This window comes from Streptomyces sp. NPDC002623 (assembly GCF_053592635.1).
In genome coordinates this window covers 32,418-56,951 of record NZ_JBSFWB010000010.1, presented here as the reverse complement: position 1 = coordinate 56,951, position 24,534 = coordinate 32,418, and the positions used below count along the sequence as shown (strand labels likewise).

The following is a 24,534-nucleotide window of genomic DNA, read 5'->3' as shown; positions in this document are numbered from 1 at the left end:
GGGGAAGGTCGGTGAAGTCGTCGGCGGAATGGGGCAGTTCCAGCGGGAGTCGAGCAGCGGCATGGCGCGGCTGTTCCGGCTGACCGAAGCGCTGTGCGAGTTGTCGTGCATGCACGAGTCGGCCGGGCGTCTCACCTTCGCCGGCGTGCTCGGCGATCAGCTGGGCGTCCCCTGCGACGTTCGGGGCGTGCGAATGCGTGAGGACGTCGTCACCCTGGTGCGGGCCGCGCTGAACGTGCCGGGGGGAGAGCGGGTTCTCCTCGACGTGGTGCGGATCTTCGAAGGACCCGCGGCAGCCGACGGCCTTGAGCGCCTGTTCGCGCCCTGGGCCGTTCCGAAAGGCCTGGCACCGGAGTTGCCCGGTCCGTTGTCCCCGCGGGAGACGAGTACGGCGCTCGTGCTCCTTGCCGACGTGGCGGACTGGCTGCCGGGGACCGAACTGCGCGACCGGCTCGCGGAAGAGCTCCGCATCGACCTCCCCTCAGGCCTCACTCCCGTGCAACTCTTCACCCATGTAATGGAGTTGAACGCACAGCCGGACGGTCTGCCGCCCGCCGTGCTGCTCATGGACCTCGCTGCCGGGTCGGTCCGGATACCCGGGCGTCGAGCGGCCCTGTCCGCCTGGGTGCAGGACTGGGCGGGACAGGCCGGGCTGCTCGCGCAGCTCGAAGAGCGCCGGGCCGCCCGCGTCCGGGCCCGCACGGCAACCGACCCCTCCGTCCCGAGGTGTCTCGTCGTGGTCGTGGAACCCACCCACGACGGATCCGGAGAGGTCGTCGTCCGGCCCTGGCTCAACACGGTCCCCGGTCGCTGGGACCCCCTGCCCGACGAGCCCGTGACGACCACCCTCGACGACCTCGGGACGGCCCTGGATCGGGTTCTGCGACAGCTGGCCAGGCTCGCGCACCAGCCGGACGCACCGGCGACCACCGGATCCGAGGCACCTGCGTACGTCGAGTTCGTCCTCCCCTACGACCTGCTCAACCACGACCTGGCCGGCCTGACGGCCCGGTCCGGAGAGGGGGGGCCGCTGCCCCTGGGGTTGAGGTACGGGGTGCACCTGCGAAGTCTGGAGCGGATGCGTGCCGACGACGCACGGGTCAGGGCCCGGTGGCAGGAGCGGTGGAGGGCGCTGCGGGAGCACGGGATCACGGTGCACGACTGGCGGGACACCGACGGGCAACGACCGGACGCCTGGCAGTCCGCTCTCGCGACCGAGCCCACGTACACGGCGGCCGTGCTCGAAACGCCGCCCGTCGGGGGCGCGGCGACGGAGGCCCTGAAGGCGGCCATCGCGCAGGGGATCGGGCTCGCTCTGTGGGACCGGCGAGGCGCGCTCCTGGAGGAGCGCCGGGAAGTCGTGACGGCGGTCCTCGCCGCTGTACCGACCGCCGACCGACTGCCCTTCGCCATACACAGGCTGCGGAGAACGGCCGAACTCCAGCGAAGCGGCCCGCACTTGCTGGGCCGGCACATCGCCTTCTTCTGGGACGATCCCACTCGACTCGTCGACATCGAGCAGGACCACCCAGTCATCGGGACGGACGTCGATACGGACATCGACACGGACGTCATCGGCACCATCGACAACGAGGAGAGCGGGACATGAGCGGGACCACACCGGGAGACGGACCGGACTGGCGGGTGTTCCACGCCACCGGCATCGCTCCGGACGGGCCGCCCCGGCCCCTGCCGCAGGCCCCGCCCTGGCGCAGTTTCCGCGGTGGTCCGGCCCTGCCCGCGCCGCCTGGCGACGAGGCGGCCGCACGCCGCCGTCTCGGGTCCGTGACCGCCGTGCCGCAGCTCGACGAGGACACCGTCGACGTCGTCAACGCCGCCCTCGTGCTGCGCCGACCCCTGCTCGTCACCGGTCCGCCCGGCGTCGGCAAGTCCACCCTCGCCTACCTGATCTCCCGTGAACTGGGACTGGGGCGCGTACTGGAGTGGAACATCGTCAGCCGCACCGCGCTGCGTGACGGCCTGTACGTCTACGATGCCCTGGGCCGTGCGCAGGCCATCGCCGCTCGGCAGGCCCTCCGGGCGGCGCAGCCGGGGCCCCGGCCGGAGGACGGCGACGACGATCAGGGGCCGCCGGTCCTGGGCGACTTCATCACCCTCGGCTCGCTGGGGACCGCGCTGCTGCCGTTCGAGCGACCTCGGGTTCTGCTCGTCGACGAGCTCGACAAGAGCGACGTCGACCTGCCCAACGACCTGTTGCACGTATTGGAGAACGGCAGTTACGACGTCCCCGAGCTGATCCGCGACAGGGCTGACAGCGCGCGCGTGCACACCAGCGATCCCGGGCTGTCGGCAACGGTGCGCCACGGGCGGGTGGAGTGCATGGAGTTCCCCGTCGTGGTGATCACCAGCAACGGCGAGCGGGAGTTCCCGGCGGCCTTCCGCAGGCGCTGTCTGCCCCTGGAGATGCGGCTCCCCTCCCGGGAACAGCTGATCACCATGGTGGCGAACCACCTCAGGACACTGCCGTCGGGGACACGGGGTCTGGTCGACGACTTCATGCAACGGATCGCGTCGGGCGGGACGCACTCGCTCGACCAGCTGCTCAACGCCGTGCAAATGACCACGGACGGTGGTTTCCAGGCCGACGGTGAGGGACGTCGGCTCGTCGAGCTGCTGCTGCGCGACCTGGCGAAGGGCCGCTGAGTGGACGGCCTGCCACGGGAGCGCGCGCCGGGAGCGGAGGACGTCTCCCCGCGCTGGGAGGACGTGGCCGACGCCGTCTGGCTGGCGGCCCACCGGATCGGCACGGGGCGCACCGCCCTGGGTGAGCCCGTGCCGGCGGACGACGAGGACCTGGCGGACGCGAGGCCCTCGTTCCTGCCTCCGCCGCCCGCCGAGCGGGAGGGGCCGACCGACGGGGGACCTCGTCCCGTCGCCGGGCTGAGCATGTCGGCCCCCGGTCCGGAAGCCGCGCCAGAGGCATACACCGGGCCGTTCGTGCCGCCCGAGACCCGGCCGCACGCACGCGGGCAGGGGGCCCACTCCGCGCAACTGGCCCGCGCCCTGCACCGGCTCGCGAAGCGGGTGCCGTCCAGCAGGGCCATGCTGCTCGACGAGGAGCTCACCGCCGAACGGCTGGTCGTCGACTCCTTCTGGATGCCGTATCTGAGGCCCGCCGACACCAAAGCCTTCGATCTGGTCGTCCTCGTCGACGACAGTCCCACGATGGCTGTCTGGCGCGACGAGACGGCCGCGCTCGGGACCGCTGCCGAGCACAGCGGGGCCTTCCGGTCCGTCCGCACCGCCCGGCTGGAGATGCCGCACGACGGCGTCGGCGTGCCGAGGCTGCGCTGGAGCGCGGCAGGGGGCACCGCGGGCCTGACCGAGATCCTCGGAGGGAGAGGAGACCGACTCTTCCTCGTTGTCACCGACGGTCTCGGGCACGGCTGGGCCGCAGCGGCCGCCGACATCCTGCTCGGCCGCCTCGGCGGCGCGGGCCCCACCGCTCTGGTCCACCTGCTGCCACCCCACATGAGGCATCGCTCCTCTCTGCACCCCCATGTCCTGGAACTGGAGTCAGGGGGGTTCGGCGCGCCCAACCGCAATCTCGGCTACAGACAGCCGTCGAGCATGCAGGACCCGCTGCGGCCCCTGCCGGAGACCGACGGCGAAGCCACAGTCGTTCCCGTGCTGTCCTTCAAGTCCGGTTCCCTCGCCGCCTGGGCCGATCTCGTCGTCGGAGGGCGTGGCGTACGCCGTCAGCTGCCCGCCGTGCTGGCAGGGACGCTGAGCCGGGGCACGCCCGCGCTCGGACTGCGCCCCCCTCGGCCGCCGCAGGCCGCGGCCGTCGCCGTGCGCCGCTTCTTCAACCTGGCCACCCCCGCGGCCCGCCGGCTCGCCACACACCTCGCGGCCGCTCCTTTCGAGTTCGACCTCGTGCGGCAGCTGCGCGACCGGACGATGCCGGACACCGGAGCGGAACACCTCGCCGAGATTCTGATGGGCGGGCTGATCGACTGGGACCAGACCGAGGTGCGGCACGCCGAGTTCGCCGACGGCGTCCGCGAAGCGCTCCTGGCCACGACGACGCGCACCCAACTGACCTCGGTCGTCCTGCTTCTCGGGGAACTGCCCGCGGCGGGCGAGCACGGCGTCGCCCTGCGCGCGGCGCTGCGCGACCCGGCGGGGACCAGACTGCCCGATCCGAGCGACCGGGCATGGATGCGGACCGAACTGGCAGTGATGCGCGCCCTTTCAGGCCCGTACTCGCAGCGCGCCCGGCTGATCGAGGCCACAGGTGTCTCCGACTTCGTGGGGACGGTCAGCAGTCCGTCATCGGTACAGGACAGCTCGCAGCTCATGTCGGCCCCTGGGCTCGCCGCAGCGCCCGAAACCGCCGTCGAGGCGTCGTCGGGCAGCTCCGCGAAGGGGCCGGACGCGCCTGCCGTCCTGGTGAACGTTCCCTCGCGGAACGGATCGTTCGTGGGCCGGACGTCCCAGCTCCGTGCGCTGGAGGACGCGCTCGCGGTCAGGGACGTCGTATGTGTGCTGCCGCCTCAGCCGCTCCACTCCGTTGGGGTGGGCGCCTCCGAGCTGGCGCTCGAGTACGTCCACCGGCACGCGGACGACTACGACCTCGTGTGCTGGATCCCCGCCGACCTGGACAGCCTGATCCTGGCGACCCTCGCACGCCTCGCGGACCCGCTGGGCCTCGGCCGCGCGGCCGGTGCGGTCCACGCCGTCGACTGGGCCGTTCCCGCCGTTCTCGAGGCGCTGCGCGCCCGCGCGCCGTACGACAGATGGCTGTTGGTCCTGGACGGCGCCGATGACATCGACTCGGTACGCCGGTATCTTCCCCTCGGCGGATCCGGGAAGGTCCTCGTCACCTCGCGCCATCCCGGCTGGGAGCGGGTGGCCGCCACGGTGCGGCTGGACTTCTTCGAGCGCGAGGAGTCGGTCGAACTGCTTCGGAAGCTGTCACCCGCTCTCGGGGCGGACGATGCCGACCGGCTCGCCGATGCCCTGGACGACGTGCCGCTCGCCGTGCAGCAGGCGGGCGTCTGTCACCGGCTCACCGGGAGTCCGGCCGACGAGTATCTCGCCCTGCTCGACGAACGAGGCGCTGCCGTCCACGAGCTCGGCTGGGACACGGGCTGCCCGTACTATCTGGCCGCGGCCTGGGACATCGCGCTGGAGCGGCTCCACGCACTGCACCCGGACGCGCGCCGGCTGCTGGACGTCTGTGCGCACCTGGCCTCCGAACCGGTCCCGCTCGCCCTGCTGGACCAGGCGCGAACCGTCGACGGCATGCTCGCGCAGAGCGAACCGCCGCCGGACGACCGGACCGGGCTCTCCCGCACGGTGCGCGCCCTGAGCGAGTGCTCCCTGGCGCAGGTCGACGCCGACCAGGGCGCCCTGCGACTGCCCGGGTCGCTGGGGACCTTCGTGCTCGCGGCACAGCCCCCCGAGCATCGTGAGCGGAAGCGCGAGACCGCCCACCGACTGCTCGCCGCGGCCAGGCCCGGCAGTCCGTCGGCGCCGCAGGAGTGGCCCGTCTACTGGTCGCTGCTGCCTCACCTGCTCTTCTCCCGAGCGGTGACCAGCACGGACCCGGGGGTGCGGGCCCTCGTGTACGAGACCGTGCTGTTCCTCGAAAGCTGCGGCGACCGCGATCGCGCCCTCGCACTCGGGCGGGACGCCTGGACCGCCTGGCTCTCGGCCTCCGGGGAGGAGAACGAAGAAGTCCTCCGGATGGCCAGGACCTACGCCTCCCTGCTGCGGCGCTCGGGCCGGATCGCGGAGTCCGTCCCGCTCACGGAGAACGCCCTCGACGTATCGCGTCGCCGCGAAGACCCCGACGACCTGATCGAGTCCCTGTGCGGGCTGGCCGACGCGCGCCGCCACCAGGGCCGGTTCCAGGAGGCACGGCTCCTGAGCGAGGAGGCCGTCGAGCTGGCCCGCGCCGAGTTCGGCACCGACGACCCCGTCACGCTGCGGGCCGTCCACAGCTGGGGCGCCGACCTGCGGTTGTGCGGACGGCCCCAGGAGGCTCTGGCGCTGGCCCGGGAGAACGCCCGCCTCGCTGACGCGCTGTTCGGTCCCGTCGACGAGTTCACCCTCGACAGTCTCAACGCGCTCGCCATCGACTTGCGGGGGAGCGGCGACCACCCCGGCGCCCGCGAACTCCAGGAGGACCTCTACCGTCGGGCGCGGTCCGAGCTGGGCGAGGAACACCGGCTCACGCTGCGCCTCGCCGTCAATCTCACGGTCTGCCGACGGTGGGACGGGGCGCTCCCCGAAGCCGCCGCGCTCTCCGAGGAGACACTGTGGCAGTGCACGTCCCGCTATGGATCCGACCACCTCGAATCGCTCGCGGCCGCGGTCAACGCGGCCGTCGACGGTCGTCTGGCCCGGGATGTGGAATGGTCTCGTCAGCTGAACGAGAACACCGTGGGCCGTCTCGTCGCACACCTGGGGGAGGATCACCTCTGCACCCTTGCGGCGAAGGCCAACCTCGCCGCCGCCCAGCGGGCGTTCGGCCTCCTCGACGAGGCGCGGGAGCTGGAGGACGACGTCACGCACCGGCTGGACGAGACGGTCGGCCCCCGCCACCCGACGGCGCTGACCGTTGCGATCGGCAGGGCCAACACGGCATACGCGGGACTGGACTTCGAGCGGGCACGCGAGATCGACGAGACCCACCTGCCGCTGCTGTCCGAGACACTCGGCGCACGGCACCCGCTGACGCTGGCCTGCACCGCCAACCTCGCCCTCGACCTCCGGGGACTGGGCGAGGGAGCCGAGGCCGACGCACTCCAACGAACGGCCGTGGAGGGGCTCACCGCCGTGGTCGGGGCGGACCACCCGTGGCTCTCTGCGGCCCGGCAGCGGCGACGCGTCGAATGCGATCTGGCCTACGTCCCGCTGTGACGACATCGGGACGCAGGCCTTCAGCGCGCTGACGCCTGACCAATGCCGGCGGCTACGGCTTGCGGGCCAGGCCGCCGTGCTCGCCGATGACCGCCGGGGCCGGTGAGGAGGCCTCCGGGCGCCAGAGGGGGACCGGGACGACTCCCGGGTCCAGGAGCTCCAGGCCGTCGAAGTACGCGGTGATCTCGTCCACGGAGCGCAGGTTGTAGGGCACGGCGCCGCTCTCGTTGTAGGCGTCCTGCGCCTGCTCGAAGACCGGGTCGATGCCCCGCGAACCGTCGTTGACGGAGAGGTAGCTGCCGGACGGCAGTTCCGCCAGCAGCCGGGTGACGATGGAGCGGGCCTGGTCGTAGTCGGCGACATGGCCCAGGATGTTGCTGAGGATGAGCGCGGTGGGGCGGCTGAAGTCCAGCGTCTCGGCGGCCGCCGCCAGGATGCGCTCCGGGTCCAGCACATCGGCGTCGACGTAGGCGGTCGCGCCCTCGGCGGTGGAGGTCAGCAGGGCGCGGGCGTGCGCGAGGACCAGCGGGTCGTTGTCGACGTAGACGATCCGCGACTCCGGGGCGAGGCGCTGGGCGACCTCGTGGGTGTTGTCGGCGGTCGGCAGGCCCGTCCCGACGTCCAGGAACTGCCGTATGCCCGCCTCGGAGACCAGGTGGGTGATGTTGCGGCGCAGAAAGGCTCGGCTGCTGCGGGCGATGGTGACGATGCCGGGGAAGACGTCGGTGTACGCGTCGCCGGCCTGCTCGTCGACGGGGTAGTTGTCCTTCCCGCCCAGCCAGTAGTTCCAGATGCGGGCCGAGTGCGGCACCGACGTGTCGATGTTCTGCTGGTCGGTCATGAGGTGCGTCCGTCTTTCAGCCGAGGCGTGAGCAGTTCGAGCCACAACTTACGTCCCAATGACCCTTTCACGTACACCAGTTCGCGTTTTCGACCGGCTCGAACAGTGCTTTCACGTGTACACGGTTCAGTGGCCGCCGGAGGGACGGTCGCAGCCGGTGTGGTCGGGATAGCCGGCGAACGCTTCCACCTTCGTGGTCCCGGAGTTCATCGTGCCCTCCAGGCACAGCGGGCGGGCGTCGACCAGGAAGCTCACCCCGGTGGGGCCGTTCTGGTAGGACTGCACCTTCTCGGCGGAGTAGCCGAGGCCGGTCAGCGCGCCACGGGTGCTCTCCGGGGCGAAGTCGCCGCGCTCGCGCAGCGGTTCCAGCGCGGCCTCGATGCGCTCGGCGGCCGCGAGCCCGGCGCAGCGGCGCTCACCGTGCAAGGGGATCGGCACCATGAAGCCGTGGTTCTCGGCGTAGTGGTCGACGGGCGGTGTGGCGGAGACGGAGGAGGAGCCGGCGGCGGGCACGCTCGACGTGGGCGTCGGTGAGGGGCTCTCGCCGGGGCATGTGAAGTCCACCGGCGCGCTCGGCGTCCGCGCCGCGGCCCGCGAGGAGCCGCCGTCCCCGGCGGTGTCCCCGGCCGTGTCCCCCGCCCGCTCGGTTCCGCACCCCGCGACCAGTACGGCCAGGGTCGCCAACAGCGGTACTGCGAACCGGACTTCCGTGCGTCTCATCCTCGTCATGCGTCGATCCTCGCGTGCCTCGCGGCCCGCGTCATGAGTCGTCGTACTCATGACACCGTCGCGGGTCCCGGTAGCGTGGCGGTGTGATGGTGGGCACCCGGGAGACCCGGCTGATCGTGCTGCGCGGGAACAGCGCCTCGGGCAAGTCGTCGGTGGCGGCCGGTCTGCGTGACCGGTTCGGCCGGGGCCTGGCCCTGGTCGCGCAGGACAACCTGCGGCGTGTCGTGCTGCGCGAGCACGACCGGCCCGGCGCGGCGAACATCGGGCTGATCGACGCCGTCGCCCGCTACTCCCTGGACGCCGGCTACCACGTCGTCCTCGAGGGCATCCTGTACGCCGACCGCTACGGCGCCATGCTCGCGCGCCTGCGCGCGGACCATCGCGGCCCGACCCACGGCTACTACCTGCATGTGCCGTTCGCCGAGACCCTCGTGCGCCACGCCACCAAGCCGTACGCCGACGAGGTCGGCGAGGCGGACCTGCGCGACTGGTACCGGCACCTCGATCTGCTGCCGGACGGCGCCGAGACCGTCATCGGCGCCGACAGCACCCTCACGCAGACCGTCGACCGCATCATGCTCGACACGGGCCTGGACGGCCTTCCGGCCCGGGAGCATCAGGACCTGTCCGGCGGATCATGAGTCGGTTCCGGTTCCGGTTCAGGTTCCTGTGACGGTCAGTCGGCCTGCTACGGCTTGATGCCCACGCCCGTCCAGAGGCTGACCTCGGCGTCCGTGGCCTGCGGGGCGCTGTCCGGACGCCAGCGGTGGCCGACCGCGACGCCCGGGTCGAGCAGGTCCAGCCCGTCGAAGAACCGCGCGACGTCGTTCTGCGAGCGGAACTGCACTGGCGTTCCGGCGCCCGTGTAGATGTCGGTGACCTTCTGCCAGGTGGCCGGGTCGAAGTCGGGTGTGCAGTGGCTGAGTGCCAGCGCGCTGCCCGAGGGCAGCACGGCCAGCAGCCGACTCACGATGCCGTACGGGTCCTGGGCGTCGGTGACGAAGTGCATGAGGGCGTTCAGCGACAGCGCCACCGGCTTGTCCAGGTCCAGCACCTCGGCCAGCGCGGGCGCGCCGAGCAGCGCGTCGGGGTCGTTGACGTCCGCCTCGACGTAGGTCGTGCGCCCCAGGGCCGTGCTGCGCATCAGCCGCTCGGCGTACTTCAGGACGAGGGGATCGTTGTCGGCGTACACGACCCGCGCCTCGGGCACCACGGACTGCGCGACCTGGTGCAGGTTCGGCTCGGTCGGGATGCCGGTGCCGATGTCCAGCCACTGGCGTATGCCGTGCTCCTGCGCGAGGACCCGGGTGGCGCGGTGCATGAAGGCGCGGTTCTCCCGCGCGCACACGAAGATGCCCGGGTAGGCCGCGGCGACGGTCTCGGCGGCCTGCTTGTCGACCTCGAAGTGGTCCTTGCCGCCGAGGTAGTAGTCGTACATCCGGGCGGAGTGCGGCCTGCTGGTGTCGATGTCCCGCGAGGCGTTCGAGGTGGTCATGTGCGGTGCCCTTCGGTGGTGTGCATGGGGGGTGTGTGCTCGGGTCTCGGCCGGGGTCAGCCGGGCGGCGAGGTGGTCAGCCGGCCGCGAGGTGGTCGGCGAGGCCCCGTTTGACTCCCGCGACGAACGCGGCCATCTCCTCGGGGGTGTAGATCAGCGCGGGACCGGCGGGGTCGGTCGACTGCCGCATCGCGACACGGCCGTCGGAGAGTTGCTTCGTCTGCACGCACTGCCCCCCGTTGGGGCCGCTCCACGGGGACTCCCAGCCCTGCTCGCCGAGGTCGGCGGCGGGCATCCCGTTGTAGACGTCGTGGACTTGGCTGTCGGTGCCGGTCATGAGTACTCCTTGCGCATACGGTTCAGGAGTGCCCTGCTGACCGTGTCCGAGGTCAGCAGGGACATGCGGTTGTGCGCCTCCAGATGTGCCGCGACGTCGGAGCGCTGGTCCAGGTACACGGCGCCGGAGAGGATCTCGGTGTAGACGATGTCGGGCAGTTCGGGTTCCTCGAACCGGAAGTAGGTGAACGGGGCGCACGCGCCGACATGGGCGCCGGCCGTGAACGGCACGACGTCGACGCTCACATGCTCCAGCTCCGAGACCTCCAGCAGCCGGTCGATCTGCTCCCGCATCACCTCGGGGGCCGCCACCACCCGGTGCAGCACGGCCTCCTCCATCACCACCCACAACGTGGGTGCGTCGGCTCTCTCCAGCAGGCTCTGGCGCCGCAGCCGCAGGTCCACGCGTCGCCGCAGATCGTCGTCGTGGTCGTTGGGGAAGCCCCCGCTCAGGACCCCGCGCGCGTAGCGGGGGGTCTGCAGCAGCCCCGTGACGTAGTGGGGTTCGTAGGTGCGCAGGGTCTTGGCGCCGGTCTCCAGACTCACATAGCCGCTGAACCAGCTCGGCAGCACATCGCGGTACGGATGCCACCAGCCGGGCTCGTTGGCCCGCTCGGCGAGGGCGACGAACTCCTCGATCTCCTGCGGGTCGGCCCCGTAGGTCTCGAGCAGGATCTCCACGTAGAGCGGCTTGAGGCCGACCTCGGCCTTCTCCAGCCGGCGGATGGTCAGGGGCTTGACCCGCAGGGCCCTGGCCGCGTCCTCCAGCGACGCGCCCGCGTTCTGGCGGCGCTCCTGCAGTCGCCGGCCGAGGATCATGCGCAGAACGGTGGGCGTGCCGGTGCCGCCGCTGCCCGTGCCCGAACGGCCTTCGCTCACGCTCCGCCTCCTGAAGGTCACTCACCCTGAAGGTCATTCACCCTGAAGGTCTGCCGCCGACACCAGTCTGACCGTGACCGGATGAAGTGAACAGACGGATATCGGCTTGTTGAAATTATCAGGCAGTCGGTTGCAGCCTGAACTCAGGTGCGAGCATAGTTAGTTGTGTGAACCGCGCCGCCGAACACGAGCGTTCCCGCAGCAAGCTCCCCCACCCCCGCCGGAGTCGGGCCGCTCGGGCGTTCACGGCGCAGGGCCCGCCCGGAACACCCCCTCCTCCCAGGCCTTCTGCTCACCTTCCCCGGCCTTCGGCCGCTGCTCCCGCCCCCCACGGAAGGCGACCATCGTGACCCCCCACACGATCTCCCCTCAGCCCTTGGACACCTGGAGCCCGGACCGCACACACTGGCTCGAACTCCCGGCCCACCGCTCCAGCGTCTCGGTGGCCCGCCACTCCATGGGCGCGCGGCTGAGTGCATGGCGGCTGCCCGGCGAGCTGTGCGCGGACACCGTCCTGCTCGTGTCCGAACTGGCCACCAACGCCATACGGCACACACTCGGCAACCGGTTCCTGTGCGGCGTCGGGCTGGTCACGGACGGCTGTCTGCGCCTCGAGGTGCACGATCAGGACCGCACGGGCCGCGGCCTGCCCCGCTGCGAACCCGGTCCGGACGACGAGGGCGGCCGCGGACTGCTCCTCGTGGAGCAACTCGCCGAGGCCTGGGGCGTCGACCGGTCGAGACTCACGGGCGGCAACGCGGTATGGGCGACCCTGACCTCCTGAGCGAGCCAGGGGCGGTGACCAGTTGCTGTGACCGCATGGCACATCGCGCGCCGGGGCGGCACGAGTTCGGTGCGCCACCGGCGGGCGATGCGCTCACCGCACTAGCCGGCCGAGTCGACCAGAGTCTCGAAGCCTGAGCTGTCGCAGTAGGACACTGCACGGCGCTCGGCCCCGACGTCGCCACCGACCGCGTTGACGGTGTCGTCGAGGATGTGGGTGACACCGTGTTCAAGGCCTTCCCGGTCAAGCCTCTTCGAGGCGTCGATGACCGCCTGCCCTGCCGACTCGGCGTCCGCCACGCCGGTCGTCGAGGCGTGCTCGACGTCCTGCCAGGACCCCAGCTTGGTGCAGTACTCCCGCTGCCACTCCTCGGCCAGTGCCGGATCGCCCGACGAACAACTGCTCATCAGGACGGCGACAACGACGACGGACGCCGCTCGCGTGACCGCTCGTGCACTTCCACCGCTGTGCTGCATGGACATGCCCTCCCCGAAGCTGCCGACACAGAGTATGGATCACGAAGGCGTCGCCTTGCGCCGATCCACCCGGCGAACCTGTGCCGCCGCCGAACTAGCAGCCGACGGGCGTGAGTTCGGCCAGCAGCAGGGTGCGGTCGTCGGCTCCGGCCGCGCCGGAGGGCGCGTGCAGAAGCCGATGGCAGAGGGACGGCAGTGACGGCAGCGCGTCCGAGCCGTCGCCGCCGACGGGCTCGACGGCGGCTGCCGCGTCCACCGTGCGTGCGAGGCGGCTGATCTCCTGGTCGATGTCGGCGTCCCGGGACTCGACCAGACCGTCGCTGTAGAGCACCAGCAGGGCCGGATCCGGCACGCTCAGCACGGTCTCCTCGTAGTTGCCCGCACCGAACCCGAGGGGCAGACCCGCACCGGTCAGCGTGACGGGGGCCGTCAGACCGTCGGGGCCGCGCAGCAACGGGGGAGGGTGGCCCGCTCCGACCAGTGTGCAGGTGCGCTGCCGGGCGTCCCACTCGGCGTAGATGCAGGTCGCGAAGGAGACGCCGGGGGAGTCCCCGGCGAGCGTGTCGAGCCGGCCTATGAGATCGGCCGCCGGGATGTCGAGCGCCGCCAACGTACGGACCGCGGTGCGCAGTTGGATCATCGCGACGGCCGACTCCGGACCGTGCCCCATGGCGTCCCCGACGATCAGACTCACCCGGTCGCCGGGCCGCCGCAGCACATCGGACCAGTCGCCGCCGACGAGGTTGCCCTGCCCCGCGGGCAGACAGCCGTGGGCGGTGCGGCAGCCCTCGAACTCCTGGGCCGTGCCGGGCGGCAGACTGTTGCGGATGGCGAGCGCGGTGCGCCGCTCGCGCTCGTACCGGCGCGCGTTGTCCAGGGCTACGGCGGCCCGCGCGGCCAGCGCCTCCACGGCGGCCACGTCCGCGGGGGTGAACGACGGCCGGTCCGGTCCTCGTGTGCAGGTCACGAAGCCGATCGCCACGTCCCGCAGCCGCAGCGGGACGACCAGGTAGGACGCCACCCGCAGCAGGTCGACGGCGCGCGCCGCACCGTCCCCGGAGGCGATGAGCCGCTCGGAGGTGTGCGGGTCCACGGTGTCGCGCACCTGTGCGTGCCCGGCGGTGAGCGCACGGGCGTAGGGCGTGTCGCGGGGGAAGGCGATCACCTCGCCGACCGGCAGCATCCCCTCCCAGTCCTCCAGCGCGCCCGGTCCGACGCGCAGCGCGATCCGGCGCGCCTCGATCCGGGGCGGGTCCACGCCGACGTGCGCGTTCTCCTCGACACGCCAGCGCTCCAGCAGGAACACGGAGGCCGCGTCGCAGAAGCCGGGGGTCAGGGCGTGCACGACGTGGCTGCCGGTCATACGCAGGTCGAGTTCCGAGCCGATCACGTCGGCCGCGGGGGAGAACGCCGACCGGCGGGGCGAGGACAGAGCGGCGGACGCGTCGTCGGTGCGGCTGTGCGGTTCGTTCCGCAGGGTCGTGCCTTTCCAGTGGGTTTCCGGCCGCGCGGCGTGGGACAAGGGATCACCGCGTGCCGTTCGCAACTATATGATGGCGCGTCAAGTTACCGGGCGAGACGGGAAGTTGCGGCGGCCGACCCGCGATCCGGGCGGATCTACGGTTGCCGGGAGGCCCGCGGGCGGGGAACGGGACAGGGAGCGGGCGCGGCCGCTGTCCCAGGGCGTTGTCAGTGGTGGGAGGCAGGATGTCGACCATGACAACACCCGGTGCAGTGATTGTGGATGCCGTCGCCTACGCGCAGGCGGTCGAGGATGCGGTGAAGGCGTCGGCCGCCTATTACGCGGCCGGCACGTCCGGGCTGGACGACGACGCCTACGACCGGCTGGTGCGCGCCATCGCGGCCTGGGAGGCCGAACACCCGGAGCAGGTGCTGGCCGACTCGCCGACCGGCAAGGTGGCCGGCGGCGCCGTCGAGGGCGACGTCCCGCACACGGCGCCGATGCTGAGCCTGGACAACGTGTTCTCGCCGGAGGAGTTCACGGCCTGGACCGCTTCGCTGACCCGACGCATCGGCCGGGAGGTGGAGCGCTACAGCGTGGAGCCGAAGCTGGACGGCCTGGCGATCGCGGCCCGCTACACCCACGGCCGGCTGACGCGGCTGATCACCCGGGGCGACGGGACGGCCGGGGAGGACGTCTCGCACGCGATCGGCACCGTCGTGGGCCTGCCGGACGAACTGGCGGAGCCGGTCACGGTGGAGGTGCGCGGCGAAGTCCTGATGACGACCGAGCAGTTCGAGCACGCCAACGAGGTGCGCACCGCGCACGGCGGCGCGCCGTTCGCCAACCCGCGCAACGCCGCCGCGGGCACCCTGCGCGCCAGGGAACGCGCCTACACCGTGCCGATGACCTTCTTCGGCTACGGCCTGCTGCCCCTCGCCGACACCGACCCGGCATCGGCCGAGACGCTGGAGAGCTGCGCCCACAGCGAGCTCATGGCGCGGGCCGCCGGGTACGGCGTGAACACCACGGCCACCACCGCCGTGCCCGGCGTGACCGCCGACACCGTCGACGATGTCCTGGCCAGGGTGGCGGAGATCGCCGCACTGCGCGCCTCGCTGCCGTTCGGGATCGACGGGATCGTCGTCAAGGCCGACCTGGCGGCGGACCAGCGGGCCGCAGGATCGGGTTCGCGCGCACCGCGCTGGGCGACCGCCTACAAGCTGCGGGCCGTGGAGAAGATCACCCGGCTGCTGGCGGTCGAGTGGAACGTGGGCCGCACCGGCATCATCGCCCCCCGCGCGGTCCTGGAGCCGGTGGAGATCGACGGCTCCACCATCACCTACGCCACTCTCCACAACCCGGCCGACATCACCCGCCGCGATCTGCGCCTGGGCGACCACGTCATGGTCCACCGGGCGGGCGACGTCATCCCCCGCGTCGAAGCCCCCGTCGCCCATCTGCGCACCGGAGACGAACAGCCCATCGTCTTCCCCGAGGCCTGTCCGCGGTGCGGCTCGGGCATCGACACCGGCGAACAGCGCTGGCGCTGCGAGAACGGCCGCAACTGCCATCTCGTCGCCTCCCTCTCCTACGCCGCGGGCCGTGACCAGCTCGACATCGAGGGCCTCGGCCACACCCGCGTCGTCCAACTCGTCGAAGCGGGCCTGGTCGCAGACCTGGCCGACCTGTTCGCCCTCACCCGTGAGCAGCTCCTGGGGCTGGAGCGGATGGGCGAGACCAGCACCGACAACCTGCTCGCCGCGATCGGCGCGGCCAAGGCGCAGCCGCTGTCGAGGGTGCTGTGCGCGCTCGGCGTCCGCGGCACCGGCCGCTCCATGTCCCGCCGTATCGCCCGGTACTTCGCCACCATGGACCACCTCAGGGCCGCCGACGCCGAGGCGATCCAGCAGGTCGACGGCATCGGCACGGAGAAGGCCCCGTCCATCGTCGCCGAACTCGTCGAACTCGCCCCGCTCATCGACAGACTGGCCGCGGCCGGGGTGAACATGACCGAGCCCGGCGCCACCCCGCCCGCCCCGAGGACGGCCGAGACCGCCGACGGCGAAGGTGAGGGCGAAGGCGGCGGCGCGGAGGGCGCGAGCCGGGCGGACGGGGCGGACGCAGCGGACGGCGCGCTGGCCGGGATGACCGTGGTCGTCACCGGTGCGATGACCGGCGTGCTGGAGAAACTGAGCCGCAACCAGATGAACGAGCTCATCGAACGCGCCGGCGGCCGCTCCTCCTCCAGCGTCTCGAAGAAGACCACTCTGGTCGTGGCCGGGGAGAACGCCGGATCCAAGCGGGCCAAGGCCGAGACGCTCGGCATCCGCCTCGCGACCCCGGACGAGTTCGCCGAGATCGTCGCCGGCCACCTCGAGGCCGCCCCGCGACCGTGACCGTGACGGTGACCGAAGGTCTCCGGGCGGACGACGCCAAGATCGCAGGCGGGCAGGGTGACGTTCGGCACATCGGACGTCTGCGGTCCTGTGAGTGGTTTCATCCTGCACTTGTTGCTCATCGCGCACTGTTCCCGCAGGGGGAGCACGTGTCACCCGATCTCTGACGACACGTCAAATGGGGTTCCAGGGCTGGAAGGAGAGGTGAACGCCTACCTTCGGGTAATCGATGACGGCCGTCGGGAAGTGGTCTCGTCAGCCACTTCTGCCCCTAGTCTGTTTCCCAGACCCCCACCGGGCCTTCCCCCGCAGCGTGCACGGGACTCCCACCCGTCACCACGAAGAACAGGCGGCTGAGGGCATGAAGCCACTGCGCCCAGAAGATCCCGAGCAGCTAGGCCCCTACCGTCTTCTCGCCCGGCTCGGCGCGGGCGGTATGGGCCGGGTCTATCTGGCGAGGTCGTCGGCCGGCCGCACCGTCGCCGTCAAGGTCATCCGTCCCGAGATGGCGGAGGACAAGAACTTCCGTATCCGCTTCCGGCGTGAGGTGGCGGCCGCGGCGGCGGTCGGCGGCGTCTACACGGCACCCGTGGTGGATGCCGCACCGGACGGCGAGACGCCATGGCTCGCCACCGTCTACGTCCCCGGCCCCACCCTCGCCGAGGCAGTCGCCGCCCACGGCCCGCTGCCGGTGGAGACGGTCCTCGCGCTGGGCGCGGGCATCTCCGAGGCGCTGATCGCGGTGCACGCCGAAGGGCTGGTGCATCGCGACCTCAAGCCGTCCAACGTGCTGCTCGCCGAGGACGGCCCGCGCGTCATCGACTTCGGCATCGTCCGCGCCCGGGACGGCTATGAACTCACCGGCACCGGAGGCCTGTTCGGCTCCCTGGAGTACATGTGCCCCGAGCAGGCCACCGGTGACCCGATGGGGCCGGAGGGAGACGTCTTCTGCCTCGGCTCGGTGCTCGCGTTCGCCGCGTCCGGACACTCGCCGTTCAGCGGAGCCGCGGTGGCCGCGCTGCTCTACCAGGTGGTCCACGGCTCGGCCGATCTGACCCGGGTGCCCGAGCCGCTGGACAAGATCATCAGCCTCTGCCACGCCAAGGACCCGGCGCTTCGCATCAGCCCCGACCGCCTTTCGGCGGCCTGCGCTCCCGGAGGCGCCGAACAGGTGCTGACCCCGGGGTGGCTGCCCGCGCGCGTGGCCGCCATGGTCGCCGACCACCGCGCGGCCGCGCGGGACCTCGACCACCTCGCGCGGACCCCGGCCCCCGCCCCGGTCCGGGCGAACGCCGCTGCGCCGCCCCGCGCCTCGGCGTCCGCACCGGCCGCCGCCCCGGCCCCGGCTCCCTCGCCGGCCTCCGCCGAGGCACCCGCCCCCGAGCCGGTCGCGCCGGGCCGGTACGGCTCGGGTGGGGAGATGGCGGGCCGGTACGGCTCGGGTCGGGAGACGGCGGGCCAGTACGGCTCGGGTCGGGAGACGGCGGGGCGGTCGGCGTACGGCACGGCCGACGACGGCGGGGCCGGAGAGGGGTGCGCCCGAGGAACGGGTGGCGTCGCCGCCTATGCCGTCGGCGCCGCCGACGTGGCGCAGTCGGCGGCAGGGGAGGGCTCAGGGCGGCCGGAAGCGGAGTCCTTCTCGCGCCCCGAGGAGGCGTTGCCGGAACGTTCCGCCACGCCCGTGAACCACCGCGCCCCCGCCCGCTCCGCTGTCACCCGGCGCGTGATCCTCGCCGCGGCCGCCGCCACCGCCCTCGTCGGCGGAGCGGCCCTCGTCACCCGGGGAAGGGACAGCGGACAGGCGGTGCGCCCGCTCGGCCCGGCCCCGGAGCCGACCTGGGTCTACCGCGGCGGCCCGCTCTTGCAGGCCCCGGCCGTCTTCAGCAACGGCACGGCCCTGCTGAAGACCCGCCCCGGCAACATGATCTGCCTCGATCTGAAGAACGGCGCCCAGCCCAAATGGGTCTACCAGGGCATCAGCCTCTCGCCCACCCCCGTGCTGCTGACCGACGACGCCGCCGTCGCGCTCGGCACCGGCGCGACCCTGATCGGGGTCGACCCGGCCAGCGGCGTCGAGCGGTTCACCCTCGACTTCGGCGCGGACTACCAGTTCGAACAACTGCTCGGCGGCTATGACGGCTACGCCGTCTCGGTCCTCGGCGCCAGTCTGCAGCGCCGGTCGGCGGAACAAGGAGTCGCGACGTCCACCAGCGCGGTCTTCGGCGTCAACCTCAAGGCCCGCCAGGCCCTCGTCATACCGATCAACCCGGAGGACGTCGGTGTTCCGCTGAAGCCCGTCATCACCTCCCAGTACTTCGTCTACGCCGACGGGCTGCGCAACGTCTCGGTCCGCGACACCCAGGACGGCGGCACCCTGCGCTGGCGGCACCCGGTGGGCTACGACCTGCGGCCGGGTCTGGCCGTGCTCGACCAGACGGTCTTCGCCATCGGCTCCGAGCTCCTCGCCCTGAACCTGGGCGACGGGAAGGCCCGCTGGTCGACGAAGGCCGAACGTGGCATGTACGCCTCCCTCGGGGCGGCCGGCAGCACGGTCTACGCCACCGGCACCGACCCCTACGGCGTCCACGCCTTCAACGCGGCCGACGGCTCCCGGCGCTGGTTCTGCGAGACGCCCCGCCTCAACGTCGAGAACCCGATCGCGGTGGGGGCGCGCACCCTCTACGTCCCGGCCTTCGAGAACAAGAACGGCTTCTATGCGATCGACGCCGCCTCCGGCCGTCTGCTGTGGAACTTCACCGACGGCCGCGAGACCGGCGTCAACGACTGGCAGCTCTCCTGCGACGGGGCCGGACACCTCGTGGCCCAGCATTTCGACCGGGCCTACGGACTGACCGTCACCTGAGCACGGGCGGCGGGCGACGGGACACACGGGACGGGCGACGGAGGCAGCCGACGCGCGACGGACGGCGTCGGGTGTCAGGCTGGTCACACACAGCACCTGCGAAAGGGAACCGTCGTGATCACCACCGACCTCACCCCCGGCGCCCCCTGTTGGCTGGACCTCGGCGCCCCCGACGTCCCGGCCACCGCGGCGTTCTACGGCGCGGTGCTCGGCTGGGAGTACGAGCCGATGGAGATGGAGGGCGCGGGGGAGGACATGGAAGGCGGGATGTTCCGCAAGGACGGCAAGGTCGTGGCCGGGCTCGGCAAGCTCACCGAGGAGGGCGCGCGCTCCGCCTGGATGATCTACTACCGGGTCACGGACGCGGACGCCACCTCCCAGGCCGTCGAGCGGGCGGGCGGCACGGTGCGGGTGCCGACGAGGGACCTCGACGAATGGGGCCGGATGGCGCAGTACAGCGACCCGCTCGGGGGCCAGTTCGCCGTCTGGCAGCCGGGGCAGGACGCGGGCTTCGAGCTGGCGGACCAGCCGGGCTCGCTCTCCTGGACCGAGCTCTACACGAGCGACGCAGCGGCCGCCAAGGAGTTCTACGGCACCGTCTTCGGCTGGGAGTACGGCGACATGGCCATGCCGGGCGGCGGTGGCACGTACACGCTCATCACCCCGGCGGGGCTTGCGCCCGAGGCACGTATGCAGGGCGGTCTGATGGAGGTCGGCAAGGAGGTCCTCGCCCTGGCGAACGGACGGCCGTACTGGCATCCGGTCTTCGCCGTCACCGACTGCGACGCCGCGGTCTCCGCCGTCGCCGGCAACGGCGGCACCGTGCAGATGGGACCGGAGGACGCGGAAGGCGTGGGCCGTCTCGCCGTCTGCCTCGACCCGTCCGGCGCGGACTTCGTGGTGCTCGCCCCGGTCCAGAGCTGACGGCGCTCGGCCGGGCGGCGTCGGCGTCGGCGTCGTCACGAGAGCCTCGTCAGTCGAACTCCTCCACGTACTCCTGCGGCGGTCCCAGCTCGGGGCCCTCGCGCAACTCCACGATTCCGCCGAGCCGTTCCAGTTCCAGGACCGTCACGGTGTTCTCGCCCGCCCGCAGCAGCGGCGCCGGGCAGTACAGGGTGACCTGTGGCCCGATCTCCCAGTAGCGGCCGAGCAGAAAGCCGTTGACCCAGACGAGGCCGCGGCTCGACCCCGGCAGCGCGAGGAAGGTGTCCGCGGGCGTGTCGACCTGCAGGGTCGCGACGGCGAACCCGGCGTCCGTGGTCGCGGGACCGCCGCGGACCGCCTCGGACAACTCAGCGGCGGACCACTCCTGCAGCGCGACCGGCGTGCTGTCCCAGCCCTGCACGATCCGCCGGTCGACGAGCACGGGGCCCAGCAGGCCCTTGTGCCCGCCGATGCCCGGCCCGTAGTTCACCCGGCCGAGGTTCTCCACCAGCACCTCCAGGCGTACGACCGCGCCCGTTCCGTGCAGCGGGAGTTGCGGGGAACCGGGATCGGCGACGCCGAGCAGGGCGCCGTCGACGAAGACCAGGGCCCGGTCGCGTACGTCGGTGAGGAGCAGTCGGTGCTCGCCCGCCGGGATGCGCGGATGCGCGGTGTGCAGCACCATGCCGGCGTCGAGCCCGAGCTGTTCGAAGGTGGCGGGGCGCGCCCCGGTCGAGGTCGACGCCGACGCCGAGCGCAGTCCCGCGAGCAGGTCGGCACGGTGGGCGAGCGGAACGCGGGCCGGGGCCAGCGTGGGCAGGCGTGCGGGGGAGCGGAGGGGGCCGTGGACGCCCAGGGCCTCGCGCACGGCGAAGAACTTGGCGGTGAGAGTGCCGTCCTCGGCGATCGGCGCGTCGGAGTCGTAGCTCGTCACGACGGGCTGCAGTCGCCCCTGGTCCTCGTTTGCGCCGGCCCAGAGCCCGAAGTTGGTGCCCCCGTGCGCCATGTAGATGCTCACGCTGCCGCCGTCGGCGAGGATGCCGCGGAGGGTGCCGACCGCGCTCTCCACCTCGCGGACGTGGTGCCGTTCGCCCCAGTGGTCGAACCAGCCGTTCCAGAACTCGGCGACCACGAACGGCTCGGCCGGTCGCCGCGCGGCCAGCAGCTCCCGGGCGGCGTCGGGCTTGGAGCCCAGGGTGACGGCCGTCAGGGTGCCGGGCAGGGTGCCGCCGTCCAGCATGAGCTCGGTGGGTCCGTCGGCGGTGAACAGCAGTTCCCGGATGCCTCGCGCGATCAGCGCCCGCCGGTTCCAGCGCAGATAGGCCTGGTCGTCGCCGAAGCTGCCGAACTCGTTCTCCACCTGCACCGCCACGACCGGCCCGCCCTCGCAGGCCTGGAGCGCGGCGAGGCGCGGGATCAGCTCGTCGAACCAGCGGCCGACGGGGTTGGTGAACGCCGGGTCCGAGCTGCGCAGCGCGACGTTCCGGCCGGTGAGCCAGCTCGGCAGGCCGCCGTTGGACCACTCCGCGCAGATGTACGGGCCGGGCCGCAGGACGACGTCGAGGCTCTCCTCGTCCACCGTGCGCACGAACCGTTCGAGGTCCCGCCAGCCGTCGAAGCGCGGCGCCCGATCCGCATGGGGCTGGTGGAAGTTCCACGGCACGTAGGTGTCGACCGTGTTGAGCCCGAGGTCGGCGAGCCGACGGATCCGGTCCCGCCACAGGTCGGGATGGACGCGGAAGTAGTGCAGTGCCCCGGACAGGATGCGATGGGGGACGCCCTGCCGGTACAGGCGGCCGCCCTGCCAGGTCAGCGCGGCGGTCGTGGTGTGGGCCGGGGAGATGGGGGTCGTGCTCGGCTCAGTCACGGTGCGAGCGTATGTTATCGATGCCATGCGTAACAAGACGGATAGGATCAGCCACAGGGACGACGTCGCGGGCAGGCCGCGGGAGAGGGGCGCGCCATGACCGAGGGCGTCGAGAGGCCGAGGCAGCCGAGCATGGCCGACGTGGCCAGGACCGCCGGGGTGTCGGCGCAGACCGTGTCCCGCGCGCTGCGCGGCTCGCCGAACGTCAACCCCGACACCAGGCGGCGCGTCCTCGCCGCCGTGGAACACACCGGCTACCGGTTCAACAGCGCCGCCCGGGCGCTGTCCTCCGGGCGCAGCCACACCCTGGGACTCGTGCTGCTGGCGTCCGGCGGGTACTACTCGCGCTCGGCGGTGACCGCCGGCGTCGAGGCGGCGGCGGGCGAGGCCGGGTACGCCGTCAACATCGCGACCATCGCCGCGCTCGACACCGGCCTGATGGAGCGCTCCCTGTCCAAGCTCGCCGACCAGGGCGTCGACGGCTTCGTCATCGCCGTGCCGCTCATCTCCGTGACGCCGAAGATGGAGGACATCACCCGCGACATCCCGACCGTCACCCTCGACGGCTCGCGGACCGCGGGGGCCCGGGTCCTCGGCATCGACCAGCAGGAGGCCGGCCGGATCGCCACCCAGCACCTGCTCGACCTCGGCCACCGCCAGGTCTGGCACGTCTCCGGACCCGACGAGTGGATCGAGGCACGGCAGCGGCGGCAGGGCTGGCAGGAGTGCCTGACCGCGGCCGGGATCGAGCCGCCGCCGGTCCTGGAGGGCGACTGGTCGCCCGACTCGGGCCGTCGGCAGGGGCAGATCATCGCCATGATCCCCGAGGTGACCGCGGTCTTCGTCGCCAGCGACGAGATGGCCTTCGGGGTGATCCGCGCCCTGCGCGAGCGCGGCCGTTCGGTCCCCGAGGACGTGTCCATCGTCAGCGTCGACGACATCGCCCTCGCCGCCTACTGCTCGCCGTCGCTGACGACCGTGCGGCAGGACTTCTACCGCTACGGCGCGGCGGCCGTCGCCCTGCTGCTGCACGGCGACGAGGCCGGCGTCGACCAGCCGGCCGGCACCGCCTCGCTGTCGGTGCGCGACTCCACGGCCCCGCCGCGCCGCTCCTGACCCGTATCCCGAAAAGGCTCCCGTGGGCCCCTTGCGTCCGCCTGGGATCGGTGCCACCGTAAGGCCTCATGTTATCGGTGCCACCGTAACAATCCGGGTGGCTACCGGGCTTGTTCTGTCCATGGGAAGGACCCCCTATGAGGAGATCGCTCGTCCTCGCGGGCACCGCGGGCACCGCGGTCACCGTGCTCGGACTGCTCGCCGGCTGTTCGTCCGGCGACGGGAGCGGCTCGGACTCCGGCCGGACGACCCTCAAGGTCGCCGCCCTCGAAGGCGGCTACGGCCGCGCCATGTACACGCAGGTCATCGAGGAGTACGAGGCCGCGCACCCCGACATCGATGTCCAGCTGCAGATCTCGAAGAGCATCGAGGACGAGATCACCCCGAACATGAAGGCGGGCCGCTACCCGGACGTCGTGGTCCTCGGCCAGGGCCGGAAGGCCGCCCTCACCGAGACCCTCATCAAGGACAAGGCCCTCGAAGACCTCACCCCGGTGCTGAAGACGAAGGTCCCCGGCGAGGACAAGACCGTGGGGGACAAGCTCACCGAGGGGATCGTCGGCAACCTCAACACCGACCCCTACGGCGCGGGCAAGACGTATCTGATGCCGATGTACTACGCGCCGACCGGACTCTTCTACAACAAGGGCCTGTTCACGCAGAAGGGCTGGAAGGTCCCCGCCACCTGGGACGAGATGTTCGCGCTCGGCGACACCGCCAAGAAGCAGGGCATACCGCTGTTCACCTACCCCACCGCCGGCTACCTCGACTCGTACTTCTTCGCCCTCCTCGCCGACATCGGCGGAGAGCAGTTCTACACCGACGTCATGACGTACAAGAAGGACGTCTGGAAGTCGGCGAACGCCCGCAAGGCCCTCGACATCACCACGCGGCTGCTGAGCTATGCCGCGCCGACCACCGTCGGGTACGCCAACGAGCAGGACTTCACCAAGAACCAGCAGCTGATCCTCGACGACAAGGCGCTGTTCATGCCGAACGGCACCTGGATCGTCGGCGAGATGGCGGACGCCCCGCGCGCGACGGGCTTCCAGTGGGCCCTGACACCGCTGCCGGCCGTCACCGCGGGCAGCAAGCGCTACATCACGACGTCGGTCGAGTCGGTCTGGGTCCCCAGCGCCGCCAAGAACAAGGACGCCGCCAAGGACTTCATCGCCTACCTCTACTCCGACGCGGCGGCGAAGACCTTCGCCAAGTCCAACGCCGTCCAGCCGATCGAGGGCATCGCCGCCGGCCTGACCGGGGAGAACGCCGAGTTCTACAAGGTGTACGAGGATCCGTCGGTCGCCGCGCTCGTCGGCGGGTTCGCGAGCACCGCGCCCGTCGAGGGCGTCGACATCAAGGCCACGCTCTTCGACACCGCCAACAGCGTCATCAGCGGCGACACCACCGAGGACAAGTGGCAGTCCGCGCTGAACGAGGCCAGCGAGAAGCTGCGCGAGGCGGGCGACTGA

At 71.9% G+C, this 24,534-nt stretch carries 18 protein-coding genes; 10 read left to right on the top strand and 8 right to left on the bottom strand.

Features of this window, described 5'->3' with window-relative positions:
- The first annotated feature begins 28 nt into the window (after nt 1-28).
- From ACWD4O_RS19905 to fxsT, 3 genes are read left to right on the top strand one after another with little or no spacing between them, the layout of a single operon-like run.
- A complete protein-coding gene (locus tag ACWD4O_RS19905; RefSeq protein WP_451281402.1) occupies nt 29-1,609 on the top strand; it encodes a VMAP-C domain-containing protein in 1,581 nt (526 codons plus the stop codon).
- A complete protein-coding gene (locus tag ACWD4O_RS19900) occupies nt 1,606-2,664 on the top strand; it encodes an AAA family ATPase (protein ID WP_451281400.1) in 1,059 nt (352 codons plus the stop codon). The genes ACWD4O_RS19905 and ACWD4O_RS19900 overlap by 4 nt, the downstream gene beginning before the upstream one ends.
- On the top strand, nt 2,665-6,891 hold the full coding sequence (fxsT, locus tag ACWD4O_RS19895) for an FxSxx-COOH system tetratricopeptide repeat protein (RefSeq protein WP_451281398.1): 4,227 nt from the start codon (nt 2,665-2,667) through the stop codon (nt 6,889-6,891).
- Between the two features lie 52 nt (nt 6,892-6,943).
- On the opposite strand, the gene ACWD4O_RS19890 is transcribed toward fxsT, so the two are convergent.
- Both ACWD4O_RS19890 and ACWD4O_RS19885 read right to left on the bottom strand, forming a co-directional pair.
- Nucleotides 6,944-7,732: an SAM-dependent methyltransferase gene (locus ACWD4O_RS19890; protein WP_451281396.1), complete on the bottom strand. Its 789-nt coding sequence runs from the start codon at nt 7,730-7,732 to the stop codon at nt 6,944-6,946.
- A gap of 126 nt (nt 7,733-7,858) precedes the next feature.
- Nucleotides 7,859-8,461: a hypothetical protein gene (locus ACWD4O_RS19885; RefSeq protein ID WP_451281395.1), complete on the bottom strand. Its 603-nt coding sequence runs from the start codon at nt 8,459-8,461 to the stop codon at nt 7,859-7,861.
- Nucleotides 8,462-8,547: 86 nt separating this feature from the next.
- Here ACWD4O_RS19885 and ACWD4O_RS19880 point away from each other — a divergent pair, with 86 nt between their 5' ends.
- Nucleotides 8,548-9,102, top strand: a complete 555-nt coding sequence (locus tag ACWD4O_RS19880; protein WP_451281714.1) for a kinase — start codon at nt 8,548-8,550, stop codon at nt 9,100-9,102.
- 47 nt (nt 9,103-9,149) lie between these two features.
- Here the strand turns inward: ACWD4O_RS19880 and ACWD4O_RS19875 are convergent, their stop codons facing one another.
- The 3 genes from ACWD4O_RS19875 to ACWD4O_RS19865 form a co-directional block, all read right to left on the bottom strand.
- The gene (locus tag ACWD4O_RS19875) at nt 9,150-9,956 is read right to left on the bottom strand and encodes an SAM-dependent methyltransferase (protein ID WP_451281393.1); all 807 of its coding nucleotides are present in this window, start codon (nt 9,954-9,956) and stop codon (nt 9,150-9,152) included.
- Nucleotides 9,957-10,032: 76 nt separating this feature from the next.
- Nucleotides 10,033-10,293, bottom strand: coding sequence for a DUF397 domain-containing protein (locus ACWD4O_RS19870; protein ID WP_451281392.1), 261 nt, complete (start codon nt 10,291-10,293; stop codon nt 10,033-10,035).
- Nucleotides 10,290-11,171 (bottom strand): helix-turn-helix domain-containing protein, encoded by an 882-nt coding sequence (locus ACWD4O_RS19865; RefSeq protein WP_398420597.1) that lies wholly within the window; start codon nt 11,169-11,171, stop codon nt 10,290-10,292. The genes ACWD4O_RS19870 and ACWD4O_RS19865 overlap by 4 nt, the downstream gene beginning before the upstream one ends.
- 346 nt (nt 11,172-11,517) lie before the next feature.
- Between ACWD4O_RS19865 and ACWD4O_RS19860 the strand changes: the two genes are divergently transcribed.
- A complete protein-coding gene (locus tag ACWD4O_RS19860) occupies nt 11,518-11,955 on the top strand; it encodes an ATP-binding protein (RefSeq protein WP_450945009.1) in 438 nt (145 codons plus the stop codon).
- A 101-nt stretch (nt 11,956-12,056) separates the two neighbouring features.
- Here the strand turns inward: ACWD4O_RS19860 and ACWD4O_RS19855 are convergent, their stop codons facing one another.
- Both ACWD4O_RS19855 and ACWD4O_RS19850 read right to left on the bottom strand, forming a co-directional pair.
- Nucleotides 12,057-12,437, bottom strand: coding sequence for a hypothetical protein (locus tag ACWD4O_RS19855; protein ID WP_451281390.1), 381 nt, complete (start codon nt 12,435-12,437; stop codon nt 12,057-12,059).
- 88 nt (nt 12,438-12,525) lie between these two features.
- Nucleotides 12,526-13,794: a PP2C family protein-serine/threonine phosphatase gene (locus ACWD4O_RS19850; RefSeq protein WP_451281712.1), complete on the bottom strand. Its 1,269-nt coding sequence runs from the start codon at nt 13,792-13,794 to the stop codon at nt 12,526-12,528.
- A 353-nt stretch (nt 13,795-14,147) separates the two neighbouring features.
- On the opposite strand from ACWD4O_RS19850, the gene ligA reads away from it, so the two are divergent.
- The 3 genes from ligA to ACWD4O_RS19835 all read left to right on the top strand — a co-directional run bounded on the left by ligA (nt 14,148) and on the right by ACWD4O_RS19835 (nt 20,079).
- Nucleotides 14,148-16,292 carry an NAD-dependent DNA ligase LigA gene (ligA, locus tag ACWD4O_RS19845; RefSeq protein WP_451281388.1) on the top strand — a complete coding sequence of 715 codons (2,145 nt, stop codon included), beginning with the start codon at nt 14,148-14,150 and terminating at the stop codon, nt 16,290-16,292.
- Nucleotides 16,293-16,653: 361 nt separating this feature from the next.
- Nucleotides 16,654-19,155 (top strand): protein kinase domain-containing protein, encoded by a 2,502-nt coding sequence (locus ACWD4O_RS19840; RefSeq protein ID WP_451281386.1) that lies wholly within the window; start codon nt 16,654-16,656, stop codon nt 19,153-19,155.
- 114 nt (nt 19,156-19,269) lie between these two features.
- Nucleotides 19,270-20,079 carry a VOC family protein gene (locus ACWD4O_RS19835; RefSeq protein WP_451281384.1) on the top strand — a complete coding sequence of 270 codons (810 nt, stop codon included), beginning with the start codon at nt 19,270-19,272 and terminating at the stop codon, nt 20,077-20,079.
- Nucleotides 20,080-20,128: 49 nt separating this feature from the next.
- On the opposite strand, the gene ACWD4O_RS19830 is transcribed toward ACWD4O_RS19835, so the two are convergent.
- The gene (locus ACWD4O_RS19830; protein WP_451281382.1) at nt 20,129-21,973 is read right to left on the bottom strand and encodes a glycoside hydrolase family 35 protein; all 1,845 of its coding nucleotides are present in this window, start codon (nt 21,971-21,973) and stop codon (nt 20,129-20,131) included.
- 69 nt (nt 21,974-22,042) lie between these two features.
- On the opposite strand from ACWD4O_RS19830, the gene ACWD4O_RS19825 reads away from it, so the two are divergent.
- Both ACWD4O_RS19825 and ACWD4O_RS19820 read left to right on the top strand, forming a co-directional pair.
- Nucleotides 22,043-23,062 (top strand): LacI family DNA-binding transcriptional regulator, encoded by a 1,020-nt coding sequence (locus ACWD4O_RS19825; protein ID WP_451281380.1) that lies wholly within the window; start codon nt 22,043-22,045, stop codon nt 23,060-23,062.
- Nucleotides 23,063-23,199: 137 nt separating this feature from the next.
- Nucleotides 23,200-24,534: a carbohydrate ABC transporter substrate-binding protein gene (locus tag ACWD4O_RS19820; RefSeq protein WP_451281378.1), complete on the top strand. Its 1,335-nt coding sequence runs from the start codon at nt 23,200-23,202 to the stop codon at nt 24,532-24,534.